This window comes from Bradyrhizobium nivariense, from assembly GCF_029846695.2.
Taxonomy (GTDB): domain Bacteria; phylum Pseudomonadota; class Alphaproteobacteria; order Rhizobiales; family Xanthobacteraceae; genus Bradyrhizobium.
The window spans coordinates 77,317-95,410 of record NZ_JARWCR020000028.1 but is presented as its reverse complement, the minus strand read 5'-3'; the positions used below and the strand labels follow the sequence as shown (position 1 = coordinate 95,410).

Genomic DNA, 18,094 nt, shown 5'->3' with positions numbered 1-18,094 from the left:
CAGCGCATAAGCGGGAGTTCATCGACAAACTCGAGCCTCAAACTGCCGTTTGCCACGACGAGCACTTGCCACATCGCTCCAAAACTCCGCAGAACGCCAAATGCGTCACAAGCTCTCAGGATGAGGAACGGAAAGTCTGGATTCCTTCGCTACGCTCGCAATGACGGGAAGAAAGAATGCAGGGGGAAATACCAGTGGCTGACACGTTCGATTTCGTCGTCGTGGGCGCGGGCTCGGGCGGCTGTGCGTTTGCGGGGCGACTGTCGGAGGATGCCGCGACATCCGTGGCGCTGCTCGATGCCGGGGGTCCTTGCGACAACTGGGTCGTGACCACGCCGGGGGCGCTGGTGCTGATGGTCGCCGGCAATGTCAACAATTGGGCCTTCAACACCGTGCCGCAAAAGGGGCTGAACGGCCGCGTCGGCTATCAGCCGCGCGGCAAGGGCCTCGGCGGCTCCTCGGCGATCAACGCCATGGTCTATATCCGCGGCCACCGCGCCGACTACGACCATTGGGCCGCGCTCGGCAACGGCGGTTGGGCGTATTCCGACGTGCTGCCCTATTTCAAGCGCTCCGAGAACAATGCCGATTTCGACGGCGAGTATCACGGCAAGGACGGGCCGCTGGTGGTCAACAAATTGCGTTCCGGCAATCCGGTGCAGCAGATTTTCCTGCAAGCCGCACAGGAAGGACAATTCCACATCCGCGAGGACTTCAACGCCGAGGATCATGAAGGCCTCGGCATCTACCAGGTCACGCAGAAGAACGGCGAGCGCTGGAGCGCCGCGCGAGCCTATGTCCATCCGCACATCGGTAAGCGGAGCAATCTGCGCGTCGAGACGCAGGCGCATGCGACGCGCATCCTGTTCGAGGGCAAGCGCGCAATCGGCGTCGAGTACCGGCAGGGCAAGGAGGTGAAGCAGCTCCGCGCCCGCCGCGAAGTGATTTTGGCGGCCGGCGCGTTCCAGTCGCCGCAGCTTTTGATGCTCTCGGGCATCGGCGATGCGGCGGCGCTTCGCGCCCACGGCATTGAAAGCCGGCATCATCTGCCGGGCGTCGGACAAAATTTGCAAGATCATCCCGACTTCATCTTCGGCTACATGTCCGACAATCCCAATTTTGCCGGCATCTCGCTCAAGGGCATGCCGCGGCTGATCCGCGCCATCCTGCAATACAGAAAGGAGCGCCGCGGGCCCCTCACCTCCAACTTCGCCGAATGCGGCGGCTTCCTGAAGACGCGGCCAGATCTCGACATTCCCGATATCCAGCTGCATTTCGGCATGGCCATGGTCGACGACCACGGCCGCAAGCGGCACAAGGGCACCGGCTTCTCCTGCCATGTCTGCCTGCTCAGGCCGAAGAGCCGCGGCAGCGTCGCGCTCGCGAGTGGCGATGCGATGCTGGCGCCGCTGATCGACCCGAACTTCCTCGGCGAGGCCGAAGACCTCGAAACCATGGTCGCGGGCTTCAAGACCACGCGCCGCCTGATGGAGACGCCTTCGCTGCGCGCGCTTCAGACCAAGGACATGTTCACCGCAAACGTGCGCAGCGACGACGACGTCCGGGCGTTGCTGCGCGCGCGCGTCGACACCGTCTATCACCCCGTCGGCACCTGCAAGATGGGCACCGACGCGATGGCCGTGGTCGATCCGGCGCTGAAGGTGCACGGCATCGAGGCTCTACGCGTCGTCGACGCCTCGATCATGCCGACGCTGATCGGCGGCAATACCAATGCGCCGACCATCATGATCGGGGAGAAGGCGGCGGATATGATCAGGGTGGAGATGCGGACGAGTTAAAGCCGCGCCGAGTTACGGGCAGCCGCTTGCTCCGACCTCGTCCTGAGGAGCGCGCGCTTGCGCGCGTCTCGAAGGACGCGCCTCGCACGCATCTTCATCCTTCGAGACGCCGCTGCGCGGCTCCTCAGGATGAGGACGGAGTACGCGGCAGCTTTTCAGTTCAACAAGAAGCCACCGTCGACGGTGATGACGCTTCCTGTCATGTAGCGCGAGGCCTTCGAGGCCAGCAGCAGGATCGCGCCGTCGAGATCGGACTCGGCGCCGATGCGGCGCTGGGGGATGCGTTTTGCCAGACGCTCGCCTGACGGGGTCGACCAGAACGCGTGGTTCATCTCGGTGTCGATGTAGCCGGGTGCCAGCGCGTTGATGCGGATGTTCTGCCCCGCAAGCTCCAGCGCCATCGCCCTGGTCGCCTGGATGATGCCGGCCTTGGAGATCGCGTAAGGCGACACCGCCTTCAGCACGCCGGTGCCGAGTACGGACGCGATGTTGACGATGTTGCCTTCCTGCTTGCGCGCGATCATGCGGCGCGCGATCTCGGTCGCAAGGAAATAGGCGCCCTTGAGATTGGCGCCGATCACCGCGTCCCAATCGGCCTCGGTCTGCTCGGTCGCGAGCTTTTCGATCGCGATGCCGGCATTGTTGATCAGCACCGTGACCGGGCCGAGCGCGGCTTCCGCGGCATCGACGGCCCTGGCGATCGATGCGGTGTCGGTGACGTCGAGCGCGACGGCGGCGGCACGGCCGCCCTTGCCGCGGATCTCTTCTTCCAGGCTCTTCAGCTTGTCGGTCTGCCGCGCCGCGAGCGCGACGGCCGCGCCATGCGCCGCCAGCACCCGGGCAAATTGCCGCCCCAGCCCCTGGCTCGCGCCTGTCACGAGGATGGTTTCTTTACTGACGTCGAATAGGTCTGACATGACGCTTTCCTTAACGCCTTCCTTGGGCGATTTCCCTGAGCTTGGAGCCATCAATACAGACGATTTTAACGATCTGAAACCGGAATGATCGGTCCTGCGTTCATTCGTTCCATCGAGGCAATTTTCCATCCGAGGTGAGCTCGCACTCATGAACAGTTTCGATCTCGTCGTCTATGCGGCGCTCGTCATCGCGATCGGCTTCGGTTTCAGGACCGGCCTGCTCGGCAGCGCCATGACGATCCTGGCCTATCTCCTCGCCGCCCCCGTCGCCGTCGCGCTGATGCCGCTGATCGTGCCGCAGGTCGCGGGCAATCCGAATTCGTCGCTGCTTCAGAACTGGATCTGGTTCTTCGGCATCTTCGTGGTGGTCGGCATGCTGTTTGGATATATCGGCCGCCTGGCGCTGAGCGACACGATACGGAAGGCCGGCATCGGCGACCGGCTCGGCGGCGCCGCGCTCGGCGCCGTCAGGGTCGGCCTCGTCGCCACCACGCTGGTGCTGGTGTTCGACCAGATCGTGCCGGCCAACCGCCAGCCGCCGTTTCTCGCCGGCTCGCATCTGCGGCCGCTGTTCTCGACGGTGGGCCAGATGGGCTTCAAGTCGCTGCCGCCGGAGGCGGCCGCTGCGATTGACCGTCTCAAGCAGGAGCGGCGCATCTAGCTCATTGTCTGGGCATGATCTTTTCGGAAAACCGCTGCACGCTTTTCCGGATCATGCCCGCACATTTGCATCGCCGCGCGAGCGCGCATGCATTTTGATGCGAGCCCGTCCCTTATCAGCGGCGCCAAGGTTGGCTAGAGTAGCGGCCTCTAAAAACCTGCTTGACATTACGGGAGTGAAACAGTGGATCTTGGGATCAAAGGTCGCCGCGCCATCGTCTGCGCATCCAGCAAAGGCCTCGGACGCGCCTGCGCCATCTCGCTGGCCGAGGCCGGCGTTCACGTCACGCTGACCGCGCGCGGCGCCGAGGCCCTGAAGAAGACGGCCGACGACATCCGCAAGGCCTATCCTGATGTGACTGTCACCGAGATCGTCGGCGACATCACGACGCCGGCGGGCCGCGAGGCCGTGTTGAAGGCCTGCCCCGAACCCGATATCCTGATCAACAATGCCGGTGGCCCGCCGCCCGGCGATTTCCGCAACTGGACCCGCGACGACTGGATCAAGGCGATCGACGCCAACATGCTGACCCCGATCGAGCTGATCAAGTCGACCGTGGACGGCATGATGGCGCGCAAGTTCGGCCGTGTCGTCAACATCACCTCGGCCGCGGTGAAGGCGCCGATCGACATTCTCGGTCTCTCCAACGGCGCGCGCGCCGGCCTCACCGGCTTCATCGCCGGCCTGTCGCGCAAGACCGTGATCAACAACGTCACCATCAACGGCCTGCTGCCGGGCCCGTTCGAGACCGACCGTCTGACCGGCACCGCGAAGGCCGAGGCCGACAAGCGCGGCGTCACGCCGGACCAGATCCTGTCCGAGCGCGCCAAGCTCAACCCCGCCGGGCGCTTCGGCCAGCCCGACGAGTTCGGCTATGCCTGCGCATTCCTGTGCGGCGCCAAGGCAGGCTTCATCACGGGGCAGAACATCTTGCTCGACGGCGGCGCTTTCCCGGGCACGCTGTAACGCTCCTTCGCCCTCTCCCCGTCCTGCGGGGAGAGGGCGCACTCCGGGATCACCGCGGCTTCGTGATCTCGTCCTCGTCCCGCTCGCTGGGATCGGAGGAATCGGCGGTGAGACGCTCGTCGGTCCAGTCGATGCCGAATTCGTCGAGCCCGTCGGCGAGCAGATCGCCCAGCATCGGCTCACCGAGCAGATAATGCGCCGTTTCGCGCCGGGGACTGCGATACTCGGCGCGCGCCTCCACGGCGCGTGCGCGCAAATCGTTCCAGTCGTCGATCGTGCCGTCGCCGCGTCCGAGCCAGGTCAGCGTGACGAGATCGATCTGCTCGTCCTCGTTCATGGCGACGATGAAGCTTCCGAGCTCGTTGACGACCGGATCGGCGCCGTCATCCCCGAGGACGTCGACCGCAGTGTCATCGGTTGCGTTCGAGCCGGAATCCGGATCGGAATTTCCTTCCTTGACGTCGAACTCGCGCGCCTTCTCGATGATGAAGGCGACTTTCTCCGCGGAAATTGCAAGCTCTGGCATGGCTGGCCCTTTGGCTTTCCCTGGGGTTCCCGCGATAACGCCGCACCGCGTCAGATGATCCATTGCGCCTGACGGCGGAAACAGCGCATGTTCCGGGCCAAAGCAAGAACTTGGGGGTAGCAAGAACTTGGGGATGCGCCGGATGTCGTGAAAGGTCGGCAAGGTCAAGATCACGAAATTCGTTGAAATGGAGACGGTCGGTTCAACCCGCTTCATCCTGCCGGCAGCGACCAACGATGAAATCCGGAAGCTGCCCTGGCTGATCCCGCATTTCGCCACCGAAGAGGGCCGGCTGAAAATGTCGATCCACTCGCTGGTCGTGGAGACGCCGACGCGCCGCATCGTGGTCGATACGGGACTTGGCAACGACAAGCAGGGCCGTGGCGTGCCGACCTGGAACAACCGCTCCACGCCGTTTCTGGAGACGATGATTGCGACCGGCTTTGCGCCCGATAGCATCGACACCGTGCTGTGCACACATCTTCATGTCGATCATGTCGGCTGGAATACGAAGCTGTCCGGCGGTTAATGGGTGCCGACCTTCCCGAACGCGCGCTATCTGTTCGGCAAGACCGAATACGAGTATTGGCGCGACTACACGGCCGAGCCGGACAAGGTCGCGGTGTTCGATGATTCCGTGAAGCCGGTCGTCGATGCGGGCCAGGCCGAGCTGATCCCGGGCGACCATCGGCTCTGCGAAGAAATCTGCGTGATCCCGACCCCCGGCCACAGTCCCGGGCACATGAGCGTCCTGATCGAGTCCGGCGGCGAGCAAGCCCTGCTCGCCGGCGACGTCGCCCACCACCCCTGCCAGATGGCGCATCTTAACTGGTGCTCGGTCGTCGATACCGACCCCGCTCAATCGGCCGCCAGCCGGCACACATTATTCTCGCGCTTTGCCGACACGCCGACGCTGGTGATCGGCGGGCATTTTTCCGCCGGGCATATCCAGCGGGATGGGGATGCGTTCAGGTTCGAGGCGCTGGCCTAGGCCTCATGCCCCGGACGCTGCGCAGCACGAAGTGATGCGCTGCTGAGCCGGGGCCCATGCTTGTGACATTCTGTTGGGTCCCGGCTCTGCGGAGCAGCGTTGCACGCTGCACCGCGTCCGGGACACGGAGGCGCCTCCCGAATCGAGAGGGCTGCAATGCGCCCCGCTTTGAGCGGTTGAATTTCCCGCCGCGCTGTTCCATGAAGCTGTTCAACCGATCGGTCCATTCCCAGGGAGAAACGAGAATGAAGCTTGTTCGTTATGGCGAGAAGGGTGCGGAAAAGCCCGGCCTGATCGACAAATCCGGCCAATTGCGCGACCTGTCGGCGCATGTGAAAGACCTGACCGGCGAGGCCTATTCGCCCGATAGCCTGAAGAAACTGGCGGCGCTCGACCCCGCCTCGCTGCCTGCCGTCTCCGGCAAGCCGCGGTTCGCCGCTCCCGTCACCGGCATCTCGAAATTCGTGGCGATCGGCCTCAACTACAGCGACCATGCCAAGGAGACCGGCAACCCGATTCCGGCCGAGCCGATCTTCTTCCTCAAGGCGAACACCGCCCTCTCCGGCCCGAACGATGCGGTCGAAAAGCCGCGCGGCTCGACCAAGCTCGACTGGGAAGTCGAGATTGCCGCGATCATCGGCACCCGCGCGAAATACGTCTCGGAAGCCGACGCGCTCAACCATGTCGCCGGCTACTGCGTCTGCAACGACGTCTCCGAGCGTAATTTCCAGATCGAGCGCCTGGGGCAGTGGACCAAGGGCAAGTCGCACGACACGTTCGGCCCGCTCGGTCCCTGGCTCGCCACCAAGGACGAGATCAAGGACGTGCAGAACCTGTCGATGTGGCTCGACGTCAACGGCCAGCGCCGCCAGTCCGGCTCGACCGCGACCATGATCTTCACCATGGCCAAGTGCATCTCCTATGTCTCGCAGTTCATGACGCTCCTGCCCGGCGACGTCGTCACCACGGGCACCCCGCCCGGCGTCGGCATGGGCATGAAGCCGCCGACCTTCCTCAATGTCGGCGACGTCATCACGCTCGGCATCGAGGGTCTCGGCGAGCAGCGCCAGGAGATCGTCGCGGCGTAAGCCCTCGGTCCTCATCCTGAGGAGCGCGCAACGCGCGCGCGTCTCGAAGGATGCGCCAAGAATACAGTCGCCCGACGTTCGCGCCGGGTGACGAGAGAACACCTCCCGTTGCCCATCCTTCGAGACGCACGCCAAGGGGCGCGCCCTCAGGATGAGGAACATCTGTCTGGATAGAGGTTATTTCCGATGAAGCTCACCTTCTCCCCCGCCTCGCCCTTCGCCCGCAAGGTGCGCATCGCCGCGATCGAGCTCGGGCTGATCGACAAGATCGAGCTCACGCCCGCGACCGTCGCGCCCGGCACGGCCAACGAGGACTATTCGCGCATCACGCCGCTGAAGAAGCTGCCGGTGCTGATCACCAATGACGGCGATGTCATTTTGGACTCTTACGTCATCGTCGAATATCTCAACGAGATGGCCGGCGGCAGCCTGATCCCCGACCACGGCCCGCGGCGCTGGAAGGCCAAGACCAATCACTCCCTGATCAACGGCATGCTCGATTCCATGCTGCTGTGCCGCTACGAGAAGATGGTGCGGCCGCAAGGCCTGCAATGGCAGGCGTGGTCGGACGATCATTGGAACCGGGCATGGACCGGCATGGCGCGCTTCGAGAACATGCCCGATGTCCTGAACGGCCCGTTCGACATCTCGCAGATCGGCCTCGTTTGCGTGCTCGGTTATGCCGACTTCCGCTTCGCCGATTGCGGCTGGCGCAAGGCCTATCCGAAGCTCGACGCTTTCCACCAGAAGATGCTGGAGCGGCCCTCCGTGAAAATCTCGGTGCCGCCGGCAGCGTAAAGCGCAGGAGTCCTCATGAGCCTCAAATACTCGGTCGGCGATCTCACGATCCATCGCGTCATCGAGCAGGAAACCTCGTTCGTGCCGGCGCTGGAGATGTTGCCGGGGCTGACAGGCGAGGTGCTGGCCGAGAACCGCCCCTGGATGCGGCAGGCCAAAGCGCTGGACGAGCAGGATACGCTGATCCTCTGCTTCCAGTCCTATGTGATCAAGACGCCGCATCACACCATCCTGGTCGACAGCTGCATCGGCAACGACAAGCCGCGGCCGCAGCGTCCGAAATGGAACATGAAGACCGACGACACCTATCTGCGCGGGCTCAACGCCGCGGGCTTCGCCGTCGACGACATCGACTTCGTGATGTGCACGCATCTCCACGTCGATCATGTCGGCTGGAATACGCGGCTGGAGAACGGCCGCTGGGTGCCAACGTTCCCGAACGCGCGCTACGTGTTCGCCAAGCAGGAGTTCGACTACTGGTCCGAGCAGAATGCGAAGGCGCCTGTCCCGCCCTTCGTGGATAGCGTGCTGCCGGTGGTCGAGGCCAAGCGCCACGAGGTGGTCGGCAACGACCATCAGATCGGCGATCACGTGCGCATCCTGCCGACACCGGGCCACACCCCCGGCCACGTCGCCATCACGATGGGCCGCGGCAAGGACGATGCCGTATTCTCGGGCGATCTCATGCATTCGCCGATCCAGACGCTCTATCCGGAGATGTCGGTGAAGTTCGACGTCGATCAGGCTACGGCGGCAACGACGCGCCGCAGTTTTCTGGAGCGCTATTGCGACACCGACACGCTGTGCTGCACCGCGCATTTCCCCTCGCCGTCAGTCGGCAAGATCAGGCGCAAGGGCAGCGGGTTCGTCTGCGCGGCGGTTTAGCGATTCCACTGGGTGGAGAGACACGATGACAGCGCTCCCCGACATCCCGCTCCCCGCAGGCATTCGCTCACGCTATGTCGACGAGATCAACGGCCTGCGCATGCATGTGCTGGAGGCAGGCTTCGAGACCAGGGGGCGGCCCTGCATCCTGCTGCTGCACGGCTTTCCGGAGCTCGCCTTCTCCTGGCGCAAGGTGATGCCGGCGCTTAGCTCGGCCGGCTATCACGTGATCGCGCCGGACCAGCGCGGCTACGGCCGCACCACGGGATGGAGCGCGGAGTACGACGGCGATCTCGCACCCTTTTCGCTCTTCAATCTGGTGCGGGATGCACTCGGGCTGGTGTCGGCGTTCGGCTACAAGCAGGTCGATGTGGTCGGACATGATTTCGGCAGCCCGGTCGCGGCCTGGTGCGCGCTGATACGGCCCGACGTGTTTCGGTCGGTGGCGATGATGAGCGCGCCGTTCGGCGGAGCGCCGCCGCTGCCGTTCAACACGATCGACACGCCGGCAAAGCCACCGGCCGCAGACCCAGTGCATCGCGAGCTCGCCGCCTTGCCGCGTCCGCGCAAGCATTATCAGTGGTACTATGCGACACGCCCAGCCAATGCGGACATACACCGCGCGCCGCAGGGCGTGCATGATTTCCTACGCGCCTATTATCATCACAAGAGCGCTGACTGGACCGACAACAAGCCATATCCGCTGAAATCCTGGTCGGCGAACGAACTGGCGAAGCTGCCGACCTATTATGTGATGGATCTGAACGAGACCATGGCCGAGACGGTCGCGAAGGAAATGCCCTCGCCGGCCACGATCGCCTCCAATCAATGGCTGCCCGACCGCGAGCTCGCCTACTACAGCGCAGAATATGGCCGCACCGGATTCCAGGGCGGCCTGCAATGGTATCGCTACGGCACGTCAGGCACGTTCAATAACGAGATGCAGCTGTTCGCCGGCCGCAGCATCGACGTCCCCTCCTGCTTCATCTCGGGCAAGCAGGATTGGGGCACTTATCAGCGCCCCGGCGTGTTCGAGGCGATGCAGGCGCGCGCCTGCACGAGGATGCTCGGCTGCCACCTCGTCGATGGCGCCGGCCACTGGGTGCAGCAGGAGCAGCCGGCCGAGGTAAGCAATCTGCTGCTCGATTTCCTGGCGAAGAGCCGCAGCGTGATTTGACCCGGGAACCCAAGCGCCCTATATAGTTTAGAACTATTCTAAACTAATGAAACAGGGCCGCCGTGAAGAACTTTGCCGATCTGACCGAACGCGAGGTGCTCGCGGTCGCGATCTCCTCCGAGGAGGAGGACAGCCGCATCTACATGAGCTTCGCCGAAGACCTGAAGGAGCGCTATCCGGATTCCGCCAAGATCTTCGAGCAGATGGCCGAGGAAGAGCGCGGCCATCGCCACATGCTGCTGGAAATGTACGAGCAGCGCTTCGGTCCGCATTTGCCCCCGATCCGCCGCGAGGACGTCAAAGGCTTCCTGCGCCGCCGTCCGGTCTGGCTCACCAAAAACCTGCCGCTCGACACCATCCGCAGGGAAGTCGAGACAATGGAATTGCAGGCTGAGCGCTTTTACGTGAAGGCCGCCGAACAGGCGCAGGATGTCGGCGTGCGCCGCCTGCTCGGCGATCTGGCCGAAGCCGAGAAAGGCCACGAAGAGGTGGCGGCGAAGCTGACGGACCAGATCCTGAGTTCAGACGTGCGCGCCGAGGAAGACCGCACCAACCGGCGCATGTTCGTGCTGCAATATGTGCAGCCAGGTCTCGCCGGCCTGATGGATGGCTCCGTCTCGACGCTGGCGCCGCTGTTCGCCGCAGCCTTCGCCACGCATCAGAACTGGCAAACATTTCTGGTCGGCCTCGCCGCCTCGATCGGTGCCGGCATCAGCATGGGTTTTGCGGAAGCGCTGTCCGACGACGGCTCGCTGACCGGGCGCGGTTCGCCCTGGCTGCGCGGTCTCACCTGCGGCTTGATGACGACGCTCGGCGGGCTTGGGCACACCTTGCCCTATCTCGTGCCCGATAGCTGGGCCAACGCGTTCTGGATCGCGACCGGAATCGCCGGCGTTGTCGTGTTCTTCGAGTTGTGGGCGATCGCCTTTATCCGCTCACGCTACATGGACACGCCGTTCCTCCAGGCCGTGTTCCAGATCGTGCTCGGCGGGACGATCGTGCTGGCGGTGGGCATATTGATCGGGGCGGCGTAACAGCTTCACTCTCTGTGTCATGCCCCGCGAAAGCGGGGCATCCAGTATTCCAGAGACAGCAGCCGTATGCGGATAAGCCGCGGCGTACTGGATCGCCCGCCTTCGCAGGCGATGACAGCTAGCGGCATTCAATCGCGATCAAACAGCCGTTGCAGCGTTCGGCCAAACTGCGCATCATCCTCCGGCAATAAGAGCAGGAGCATGCCGTGGCCAAATCGGAATGGAGTTTCAAGAGCGCTGTCGAGCTGTCGGCCGCGTTGACCGCAAAGAAGGTCTCCGCGGTCGAGCTCACCCAGGATGCGATCGACCGCATCGAACGTCACGATGGCAAGGTCAACGCGATCTGCGTCCGGGATTTCGACCGTGCGCTCGGCGCCGCGCGCGAGGCGGACGCCGCATTGGCGCGCGGCGAGCGGAAGCCGCTGCTTGGCCTCCCCATCACGGTGAAGGAATCATACAACGTCGCCGGCCTGCCCACGACCTGGGGCTGGACGCCGCAGAAAGATTTCAAGCCGACAGAGGACGCGCTGTCGATCACCCGGGTGAAGGGTGCCGGTGGCGTCATCCTCGGCAAGACCAACGTTCCCGTTGGGCTCGGGGATTGGCAGAGCTACAACGATATCTACGGCACGACGAACAATCCATTCGACCTCGGCCGCACGCCCGGTGGCTCGTCGGGCGGCTCGTCTGCGGCGCTCGCGGCAGGCTACGGACCGCTCTCGCTCGGGTCCGACATCGGCGGCTCGCTGCGCGTGCCCGCCTTCCATTGCGGGGTTTATGCGCACAAGCCGACCTACAATCTCTGTCCAACGCGTGGCCATACGCCGCCGCCATTTCCGGCCATCCCGATGGAGCGCGATATGGCGGTGATCGGTCCGTTGGCGCGGAGTGCAGCCGATCTGCCCCTGCTCCTGGACGTGATGGCAGGCCCCGATCCGTTGGACCTGGGCATCGGATACAAGCTCGCGCTGCCGGAGGCGCGACACCGAGAGCTCAAGGATTTCCGCGTGCTGGTGATCGACAGCCATCCGCTGCTGCCTGCGAATGCCGACATTCGCAGCGCGATCGAGAAGCTGGCGGAACGATTGACGAACGCAGGTGCGAGCATAGCCCGCAAAAGCCCGCTGTTTCCCGACTTCACGGATGCCTCTCGCCTCTACATGCGCATGCTGATGAGCTTTCTCGGCGCCTTCCTTCCGCCGGACATTCTCGCCGGCGCGCGTGCCGGGGCAGCACAGCTCTCGCCTGAGGACAAGAGCCTGTCTGCCGAGCGGCTGCGCGGCATGACCAGCACACATCAGGCCTGGGTGTTCGACGAAGGCGCTCGCGCCGGCCTGCGCGCGCAATGGCGACATTTGTTCAGGACATTCGATGCGGTGATCTGCCCGATCATGCCCACCCCGGCCTATCCGCATGATCATTCGCTGCAGCAGGAGGCGCGCCGGATCAACATCGACGGCGAGGACTTTGCCTATCCGGACCAGCTTGCCTGGCCCGGCATCGCCACGCTGACGGGCCTGCCGGCAACGGCTATTCCGCTCGGTCTATCGAAGGACGGCCTGCCGGTCGGCGTGCAAATCATCGGGCCCTTCCTCGAGGACCGTACACCGCTGAAGCTCGCCGAGCTGATCGAACGCGAGTTCGGCGGATTCGTGCCGCCGCCCTTGTTCGATGACTAGTCCTTCTCGTCAATGCGTGGAGCTCTTGCGACGAGCAATCCGGAAATCCGTCCGCGGTGACAGGCGGGGATTGCCTCGCTTCGCTCGCAATGACGAAACAATGGAGAGAAATCTCATGAGCAGCGACCTCGAACAGCTCACCGCGCTCAACCGCGACTATGTCGCCTCCGTGCAGAATTGCGACGTCAAGCGATTCGACGAGATTTTGGCGCGGGAGTTCTACTGCTCCAATCCCGACAAGACGCTGGTCGATCGCGAGGCCTTTCTGAAGCAGACGGCGCAGCCGATTGCGATCCGGAACCTCAGGGAGCACGACGTCATCATCCGCATCATGGGCGATTTCGCCATCATCCACGCGGCGACGAGCTACACCAATGCGAACGGCGAGCAGGCCACCGGGCGCTATACCGATTGCTGGACGAAGAAGAACGGGACCTGGCTGGTGGTGTCGGCGCACGTGTCGCGGTAGGGAGCGCGTCACAGCGCACATTCTCCGGGACGTCCAAATATTCGGGAGACCGCGAGGTCACCGCTCCAACGTCGTCAGCAGCAATTTCAACGCTGTCGCCGCAAACATCTGCATATTGGCCAAGCGGTCGTTGCTGCCCGTCTCCAGCGTCATCACCTCAGCTCCGGGCCCGGCGACCGCCATGCAGCTGTGGCCCGCCGCATCGCCGTAGCGATTGCCGGTGGGTCCGGCCGCGCCGGTCTCGGACAGGCCCCAGTCGCAGTTGAAGCGGCTGCGCATCTGCTCGGCCAGCAGTTGCGCGTAGGGCTCCGACGAGGAACGAAAGCCCTTCATGCCTTCGTCCGAAATATCCATCAGCACGCGCCTGGCGTCGCGGGTGTAGACCACGGCGCCGCCAAGGAAATAGGCGGACGCGCCGGGCACCGCGAGCAGGCTGGCCGAGATCAGGCCGCCGGTGGAGGATTCCGCCACAGCAATGGTCTGTTTGCGCGCGATCAGTTTCGCTGCGACCTGCTCCGCAATGCCGACGAGCTCTTTCATGCTTTTGACCCCTTATCCTTCGCAACCGAGCTCAGCCTTTCTAGCATATGACAGCGCCGTTGGCCGAGTTGCAGCCAACGGGCAGGCCTGCTTGAATGGCGGCCAAAAGGCGGAGCGGCCAAGCGCTGCCCGCGAGAAGACGCGACGAGGAAACGTGAAGGGAGACGTCATGGCGTCCCTGATCGCCGGCGGGGTGGATTGCGATGTGCATCCGGCCGTGCCGCATCTGACCAGCCTGCTACCGTACCTGAACGACTATTGGCGCGATCAGGTGACCACGCGCGGCATGGTCGATCTCATCTCGCAATCCTACCCGCAGAATTCGCCGATCACGGCGCGGCCCGATTGGCGACCCGAAAGCGGCAAGCCGGGCGAAAGCCTGGCCGACATGCAGCGCGATGTGCTCAATCCCTTCCAGCTCTCGCGCGCCATCTGCAATCCGCTCTACGGCGTGCAGATGGTGTTTTCAGAGGATCTGCAGGCCGCGTTCTGCCGCGCGCTGAATGAGTGGCTGGCGAAGGAATGGCTCGATCGCGATCCGCGGCTGCGCGGCTCGATCGTGATCCCCACGCAAAGCGTCGAGAAGGCCGTCGCCGAAATCGAGCGCAGCGCGACCGACCGCCGCTTCGTGCAGGTGCTGATGCTGGTGATGGGCGACACGCCGCTCGGCAAGCGCGCGCTGTGGCCGATCTACGAGGCGGCGGAACGGCTGGAACTGCCGATCGGCGTGCATGCCGGTTCCGCCTATCACAATCCGCCGACTGCTGTGGGGTGGGGTTCCTATCACATCGAGGATTATGTCGGTCAGGCCCAGGCGTTCCAGACCCAGCTCACCAGCCTGATCGTCGAGGGCGTGTTCGCCAAATATCCACGCCTGAAAATGGTGATGCTGGAATCCGGCGTCTCCTGGATCTCCCCCTTTCTCTGGCGTCTTCACAAGTTCTGGCGCGGGGTGCGGATGGAGACACCTTGGGTCGATCGCGCGCCGCTTGAGATTGTGCGCAGCAACATCCACTTCTCGTTACAGCCGTTTGATGCGCCGCCAGATGAGGCGACATTAATTCGCCTGTTTGATCATATGCAGTCGGACGAAATGGTCCTATTCTCCACCGACTATCCGCACTGGCAATTCGACGGCCAGGACGCGCTGCCCGCAGGTCTCACCCCCGATCTCGTGCGCAAGATCATGATCGACAATCCGCATGCAACCTATCCCCGCCTGACTTAGCCCGCTGCCAAAGGAGGCAAGGCGATGAATATTCAGTTCCGCGAAAGCTCCGAAGCCGCTCCCCCACTGACCGTCAAAACCGCGATCGCGGACTGCGACATCCACCCGGCACGCGCGACCCGCACCGAGCTCTATCCCTATCTCGCCAAACGCTGGCAGCATCATCTCGAAGTCTACGGCGTCCATGCCTATCAGGGCATGATGGAGGGCCCGCCCTATCCGAAGGCCCAGCCCAACGCTTCGCGCCGCGACGCCTATCCGCCTGAAGGCGGGCCGCAGGGCTCATCGCTGTCCTTCATGCAGAAGCAGCTGCTCGATCCCAACAACGTGCAGCTCGGCGTGCTCAATCCGCTCAACACCGGCCAGGGCATCCGCAATCACGAGCTCTCGGCGGCACTGTGCTCGGCGATCAACGACTGGCAGATCGACAAATGGACCAGCAAGGACAAGCGGCTGAAGGCGTCCATCGTCGTCGGCAATGAGGACGGGCTGTCGGCCGCCGCCGAAATCCGCGAGCGCGCCGGCGACAAGAATTTCGTGCAGGTGCTCTTGCTCAGCCGCAATGTCGAGCCGCTCGGCCAGCGCCGCTACTGGCCGATCTACCAAGCCGCGGAAGAAGCGGGTCTGCCCGTCGGCGTCCACGCCTTCGGCTTCGGCGGCAACCCGATCACACCGTCGGGCTGGCCGAGCTACTACATCGAGGAGATGGTGGGGCACTCGCAGTGCCAGCAATCGGCGCTTGCGAGCCTCGTGCTGGAGGGCGTTTTCGAGCGCTTCCCGAAATTGAAGATGGTGATGATCGAGGCCGGCTTCGGCTGGGCGCCGTCGCTGGCGTGGCGGCTCGACAAGGTTTGGCAGCGGCTGCGGAGCGAGGTGCCGGACGTCAAACGGCCGCCGTCGGAATATATTCGCGAGCAGGTGTGGTACACGACGCAGCCGATGGAGGATCCGGAGCGGCGCGAGGATCTGTTCGACGTGATCAAATGGATCGGCTGGGACCGGCTGCTGTTCGCCACCGACTATCCGCATTGGGACTACGACGAACCATCGCGCGTGCTGCCGGCGGGCGTCAGCGAGACCGATCGCGAGGCGTTTTATCTCGGTAATGCGCGTGCACTGTACGGGACCAGTTGATGGCGCGGCACGTGATCGCGCCGGTCGATGAGCTTCCGTCGGGCACGCGAAAATTTCTGGAGATCGACGGGCGGCCAATCGCGGTATTCAACATCAAGGGCAAGTATTTCGGCCTCATGAACCGCTGCCCGCATCAGGGCGCGGCGCTGTGCGAGGGACCGCTGATCGGGCTCGCGCAATCGAACGATCCAGGCGAGATCGAATACACCAAACTCGGCGAGATCATTCGTTGTCCCTGGCATGGCTGGGAGTTCGACGTCCGCACCGGCCAGTCCTACTGCGATCCCCGCCGCTTCCGCGTCAAGGCGTACCCGGCCCATGTCGAGCCGGGCGCCGCTGTCGTGAAGGGACCGTACGTTGCTGAGACGATACCGGTGAAGGTTGAGAGCGACTACGTGGTGGTTGAGCTTTAACTCTCACCGCATCGGGACTGGGCTCCTTGCCCCGTTGTTACGGGAAGCGGTGAAGTAAGAGCGCTTGTTCGCTGGTCATCAGCGAGGCGACCATGCCGAGGGAGATTCGGCACCATCTGATTGTCTTGAGTGGCAAATCACTCAGAGCGTGCACGAAGTGCGCACGAAAATCGGGGAAGCCCTGGGTTCGCCGTGAACGCATCTTCTCCAGCTATGATTTGCCTCATAACGGCGACCATGGGCCGCACCTTGTGCGAATTGATCAAAAGCCTTGCTGGTTTCAGGTTTTGTTGCCTTCGGGGCTTAGTGGGCCGCGTGAGATGCCTCCTCTGTCATCAAATGACAGCTATAATTTAATCACCGCCGCAGCAAAAAACTACAAAACCCGGACGCACAAAAGTGGCAGAGTGGGGCCGGGACGCTAACTGTGATCAGCAACGGAGCTGAGACGTGACGATGGAGTTGAGCCGGCGTGGATCTTGTATCGAAACCGGTTCGTTTGGACTGCAGACCGTTGCGCCCAGTGTCTTCGCTACGCGAAGCGAAGCGCGCCTGCGATCACATCGAGTAGGCATGCAGGGCGCCGCGCTGAACGCGAAGCCGGCAAGTCCGGGCAACCGCTGACAGCGCCTTTCGGAGACAGAGATGGAAGGGGATCATTGGCCTCACGGCGCGTGCGATGACGCCGGTCGAAGCCTGGCACGCCTGCGGAAGCGCGCGTCCGAATTTTTCGAAAACCTGTCCGTCGCAGAATTTGCGCATGAGGCGCATCGGCATCTGTGGGTTTCGGACTGGTTGAGGGTTGCAGACGACTACCGGATATTCGCCGAGTCCGTGCGTGAAGATAGTTCCGTTCAGATTGCGCGGGGAGCGTGGCTGTGCTCGCTGACGGCCTTTGAAGTCGCGAGAAGCTTGTCTCGTCCAGGCGATCTCGCGAGTCTCGACCTCGCAGACAAAGTCGATATCAGCCTGACGGGTTTCGAGGATGACGCCGGTCCAGCGATCGAGCGCGTGAAGATTGATTGCTTCGATCAGGGGGCGCTGACTGGCTTATTTCTGCCGGCGTTCCGGCATGGGCGGCCTTCCGCACCCGCGGTCATCTGCGTCAGTGACGAAGAAATCACCATAGGCTCGATGATGAGCAGACTGTTGCCGGTCTCACTCTGCCGGAACATGTCACTCCTGCTCGTCGATGCCTGCAATTTATCTGTTCGTCGCCCCTTCAAGCTGGAGCATATCCTGCAATGCTGGGTGGACTATCTGGAGGCCCGCCCGGATGTCGACTCACGGCGGATCGCAATCTATGGCGAAGGGACGGGCGCCAGTCATGCGTCCAGCTTTGCCCTCGCGGATCGCAGGATAGCTGCCGCCGTGTGCGACGGTGGCCTCTTGAAGTCGGTCACGCGTCGAGCGTCACTACGCTGGATGACCGGCCTTGAGCAGGCCGCGCATGGGGGGACCTCGACGGGTTCGCTGCTGCCGTCGCGCCGACTACCTTGCCCGCTTCTCATGGTCCCCGGGAGTCGCTCAATGGTCCGGGAGAAAGATGCACTGGAGCTCCAAGCTGGCTATCAGCAGGCTGGAGCCGATTGCTCGATCGTCGTGCCGAACCGCATCCCGCACCCTCTGGGCGAGGTCGAGAATTTCATCGCTGTGGATGATTTCGTGTTCGAATGGCTCGACAGCAAGCTTGGAGCCGCTCGTCAGCTCGATCCCGTGGTCTACCTCTAGCCGCGACAGCGAGCGGGACGATCCTGGCGCGGTACGGCGACAATCGCGTCCGGCTCGG

General features: G+C 63.5%; 17 protein-coding genes and 1 pseudogene. 15 read left to right on the top strand and 3 right to left on the bottom strand.

What is annotated here, in order from left to right; all coding sequences use genetic code 11:
* Positions 1-194 precede the first annotated feature (194 nt).
* On the top strand, positions 195-1,799 hold the full coding sequence (locus QCM77_RS22970; RefSeq protein ID WP_279685006.1) for a GMC family oxidoreductase: 1,605 nt from the start codon (positions 195-197) through the stop codon (positions 1,797-1,799).
* A gap of 155 nt (positions 1,800-1,954) precedes the next feature.
* On the opposite strand, the gene QCM77_RS22965 is transcribed toward QCM77_RS22970, so the two are convergent.
* Complete coding sequence (locus QCM77_RS22965; protein WP_279685004.1) at positions 1,955-2,716, bottom strand: SDR family oxidoreductase; 762 nt, start codon at positions 2,714-2,716, stop codon at positions 1,955-1,957.
* 148 nt (positions 2,717-2,864) lie between these two features.
* Here QCM77_RS22965 and QCM77_RS22960 point away from each other — a divergent pair, with 148 nt between their 5' ends.
* A complete protein-coding gene (locus QCM77_RS22960; protein WP_279685003.1) occupies positions 2,865-3,377 on the top strand; it encodes a CvpA family protein in 513 nt (170 codons plus the stop codon).
* Between the two features lie 183 nt (positions 3,378-3,560).
* Positions 3,561-4,343, top strand: coding sequence for an SDR family oxidoreductase (locus QCM77_RS22955; RefSeq protein WP_279661490.1), 783 nt, complete (start codon positions 3,561-3,563; stop codon positions 4,341-4,343).
* Between the two features lie 49 nt (positions 4,344-4,392).
* Here the strand turns inward: QCM77_RS22955 and QCM77_RS22950 are convergent, their stop codons facing one another.
* Positions 4,393-4,869 (bottom strand): DUF3775 domain-containing protein, encoded by a 477-nt coding sequence (locus QCM77_RS22950; RefSeq protein ID WP_279661489.1) that lies wholly within the window; start codon positions 4,867-4,869, stop codon positions 4,393-4,395.
* Positions 4,870-5,056: 187 nt separating this feature from the next.
* Between QCM77_RS22950 and QCM77_RS22945 the strand changes: the two are divergent.
* The 8 genes and pseudogenes from QCM77_RS22945 to QCM77_RS22910 all read left to right on the top strand — a co-directional run bounded on the left by QCM77_RS22945 (position 5,057) and on the right by QCM77_RS22910 (position 12,990).
* A pseudogene (locus QCM77_RS22945) lies at positions 5,057-5,860 on the top strand (MBL fold metallo-hydrolase).
* Positions 5,861-6,105: 245 nt separating this feature from the next.
* Positions 6,106-6,948, top strand: a complete 843-nt coding sequence (locus QCM77_RS22940; RefSeq protein WP_279685002.1) for a fumarylacetoacetate hydrolase family protein — start codon at positions 6,106-6,108, stop codon at positions 6,946-6,948.
* 186 nt (positions 6,949-7,134) lie between these two features.
* Positions 7,135-7,746, top strand: a complete 612-nt coding sequence (locus tag QCM77_RS22935; protein ID WP_279685001.1) for a glutathione S-transferase family protein — start codon at positions 7,135-7,137, stop codon at positions 7,744-7,746.
* Positions 7,747-7,761: 15 nt separating this feature from the next.
* Entirely contained in the window at positions 7,762-8,631 is an 870-nt protein-coding gene (locus QCM77_RS22930) for an MBL fold metallo-hydrolase (RefSeq protein WP_279684999.1), read from the top strand.
* 25 nt (positions 8,632-8,656) lie between these two features.
* Positions 8,657-9,808, top strand: a complete 1,152-nt coding sequence (locus QCM77_RS22925; RefSeq protein ID WP_279684998.1) for an alpha/beta hydrolase — start codon at positions 8,657-8,659, stop codon at positions 9,806-9,808.
* A gap of 62 nt (positions 9,809-9,870) precedes the next feature.
* On the top strand, positions 9,871-10,842 hold the full coding sequence (gene mbfA, locus QCM77_RS22920; protein WP_279684997.1) for an iron exporter MbfA: 972 nt from the start codon (positions 9,871-9,873) through the stop codon (positions 10,840-10,842).
* Between the two features lie 206 nt (positions 10,843-11,048).
* Positions 11,049-12,521: an amidase gene (locus tag QCM77_RS22915; protein WP_279684995.1), complete on the top strand. Its 1,473-nt coding sequence runs from the start codon at positions 11,049-11,051 to the stop codon at positions 12,519-12,521.
* Positions 12,522-12,636: 115 nt separating this feature from the next.
* Positions 12,637-12,990, top strand: coding sequence for a nuclear transport factor 2 family protein (locus QCM77_RS22910; protein ID WP_279684993.1), 354 nt, complete (start codon positions 12,637-12,639; stop codon positions 12,988-12,990).
* Positions 12,991-13,047: 57 nt separating this feature from the next.
* Here the strand turns inward: QCM77_RS22910 and QCM77_RS22905 are convergent, their stop codons facing one another.
* Entirely contained in the window at positions 13,048-13,530 is a 483-nt protein-coding gene (locus QCM77_RS22905; RefSeq protein ID WP_279684992.1) for a CinA family protein, read from the bottom strand.
* A 169-nt stretch (positions 13,531-13,699) separates the two neighbouring features.
* On the opposite strand from QCM77_RS22905, the gene QCM77_RS22900 reads away from it, so the two are divergent.
* The 4 genes from QCM77_RS22900 (at position 13,700) to QCM77_RS22885 (ending at position 18,036) form a co-directional block, all read left to right on the top strand.
* Complete coding sequence (locus tag QCM77_RS22900; protein ID WP_279684991.1) at positions 13,700-14,758, top strand: amidohydrolase family protein; 1,059 nt, start codon at positions 13,700-13,702, stop codon at positions 14,756-14,758.
* Positions 14,759-14,782: 24 nt separating this feature from the next.
* Positions 14,783-15,892, top strand: coding sequence for an amidohydrolase family protein (locus QCM77_RS22895; RefSeq protein WP_279684989.1), 1,110 nt, complete (start codon positions 14,783-14,785; stop codon positions 15,890-15,892).
* The gene (locus QCM77_RS22890; RefSeq protein WP_279684988.1) at positions 15,892-16,305 is read left to right on the top strand and encodes a Rieske (2Fe-2S) protein; all 414 of its coding nucleotides are present in this window, start codon (positions 15,892-15,894) and stop codon (positions 16,303-16,305) included. Before QCM77_RS22895 ends, QCM77_RS22890 begins: the two co-directional genes overlap by 1 nt.
* 645 nt (positions 16,306-16,950) lie before the next feature.
* Positions 16,951-18,036 carry an alpha/beta hydrolase family protein gene (locus QCM77_RS22885; RefSeq protein WP_279684987.1) on the top strand — a complete coding sequence of 362 codons (1,086 nt, stop codon included), beginning with the start codon at positions 16,951-16,953 and terminating at the stop codon, positions 18,034-18,036.
* Positions 18,037-18,094 lie beyond the last annotated feature (58 nt).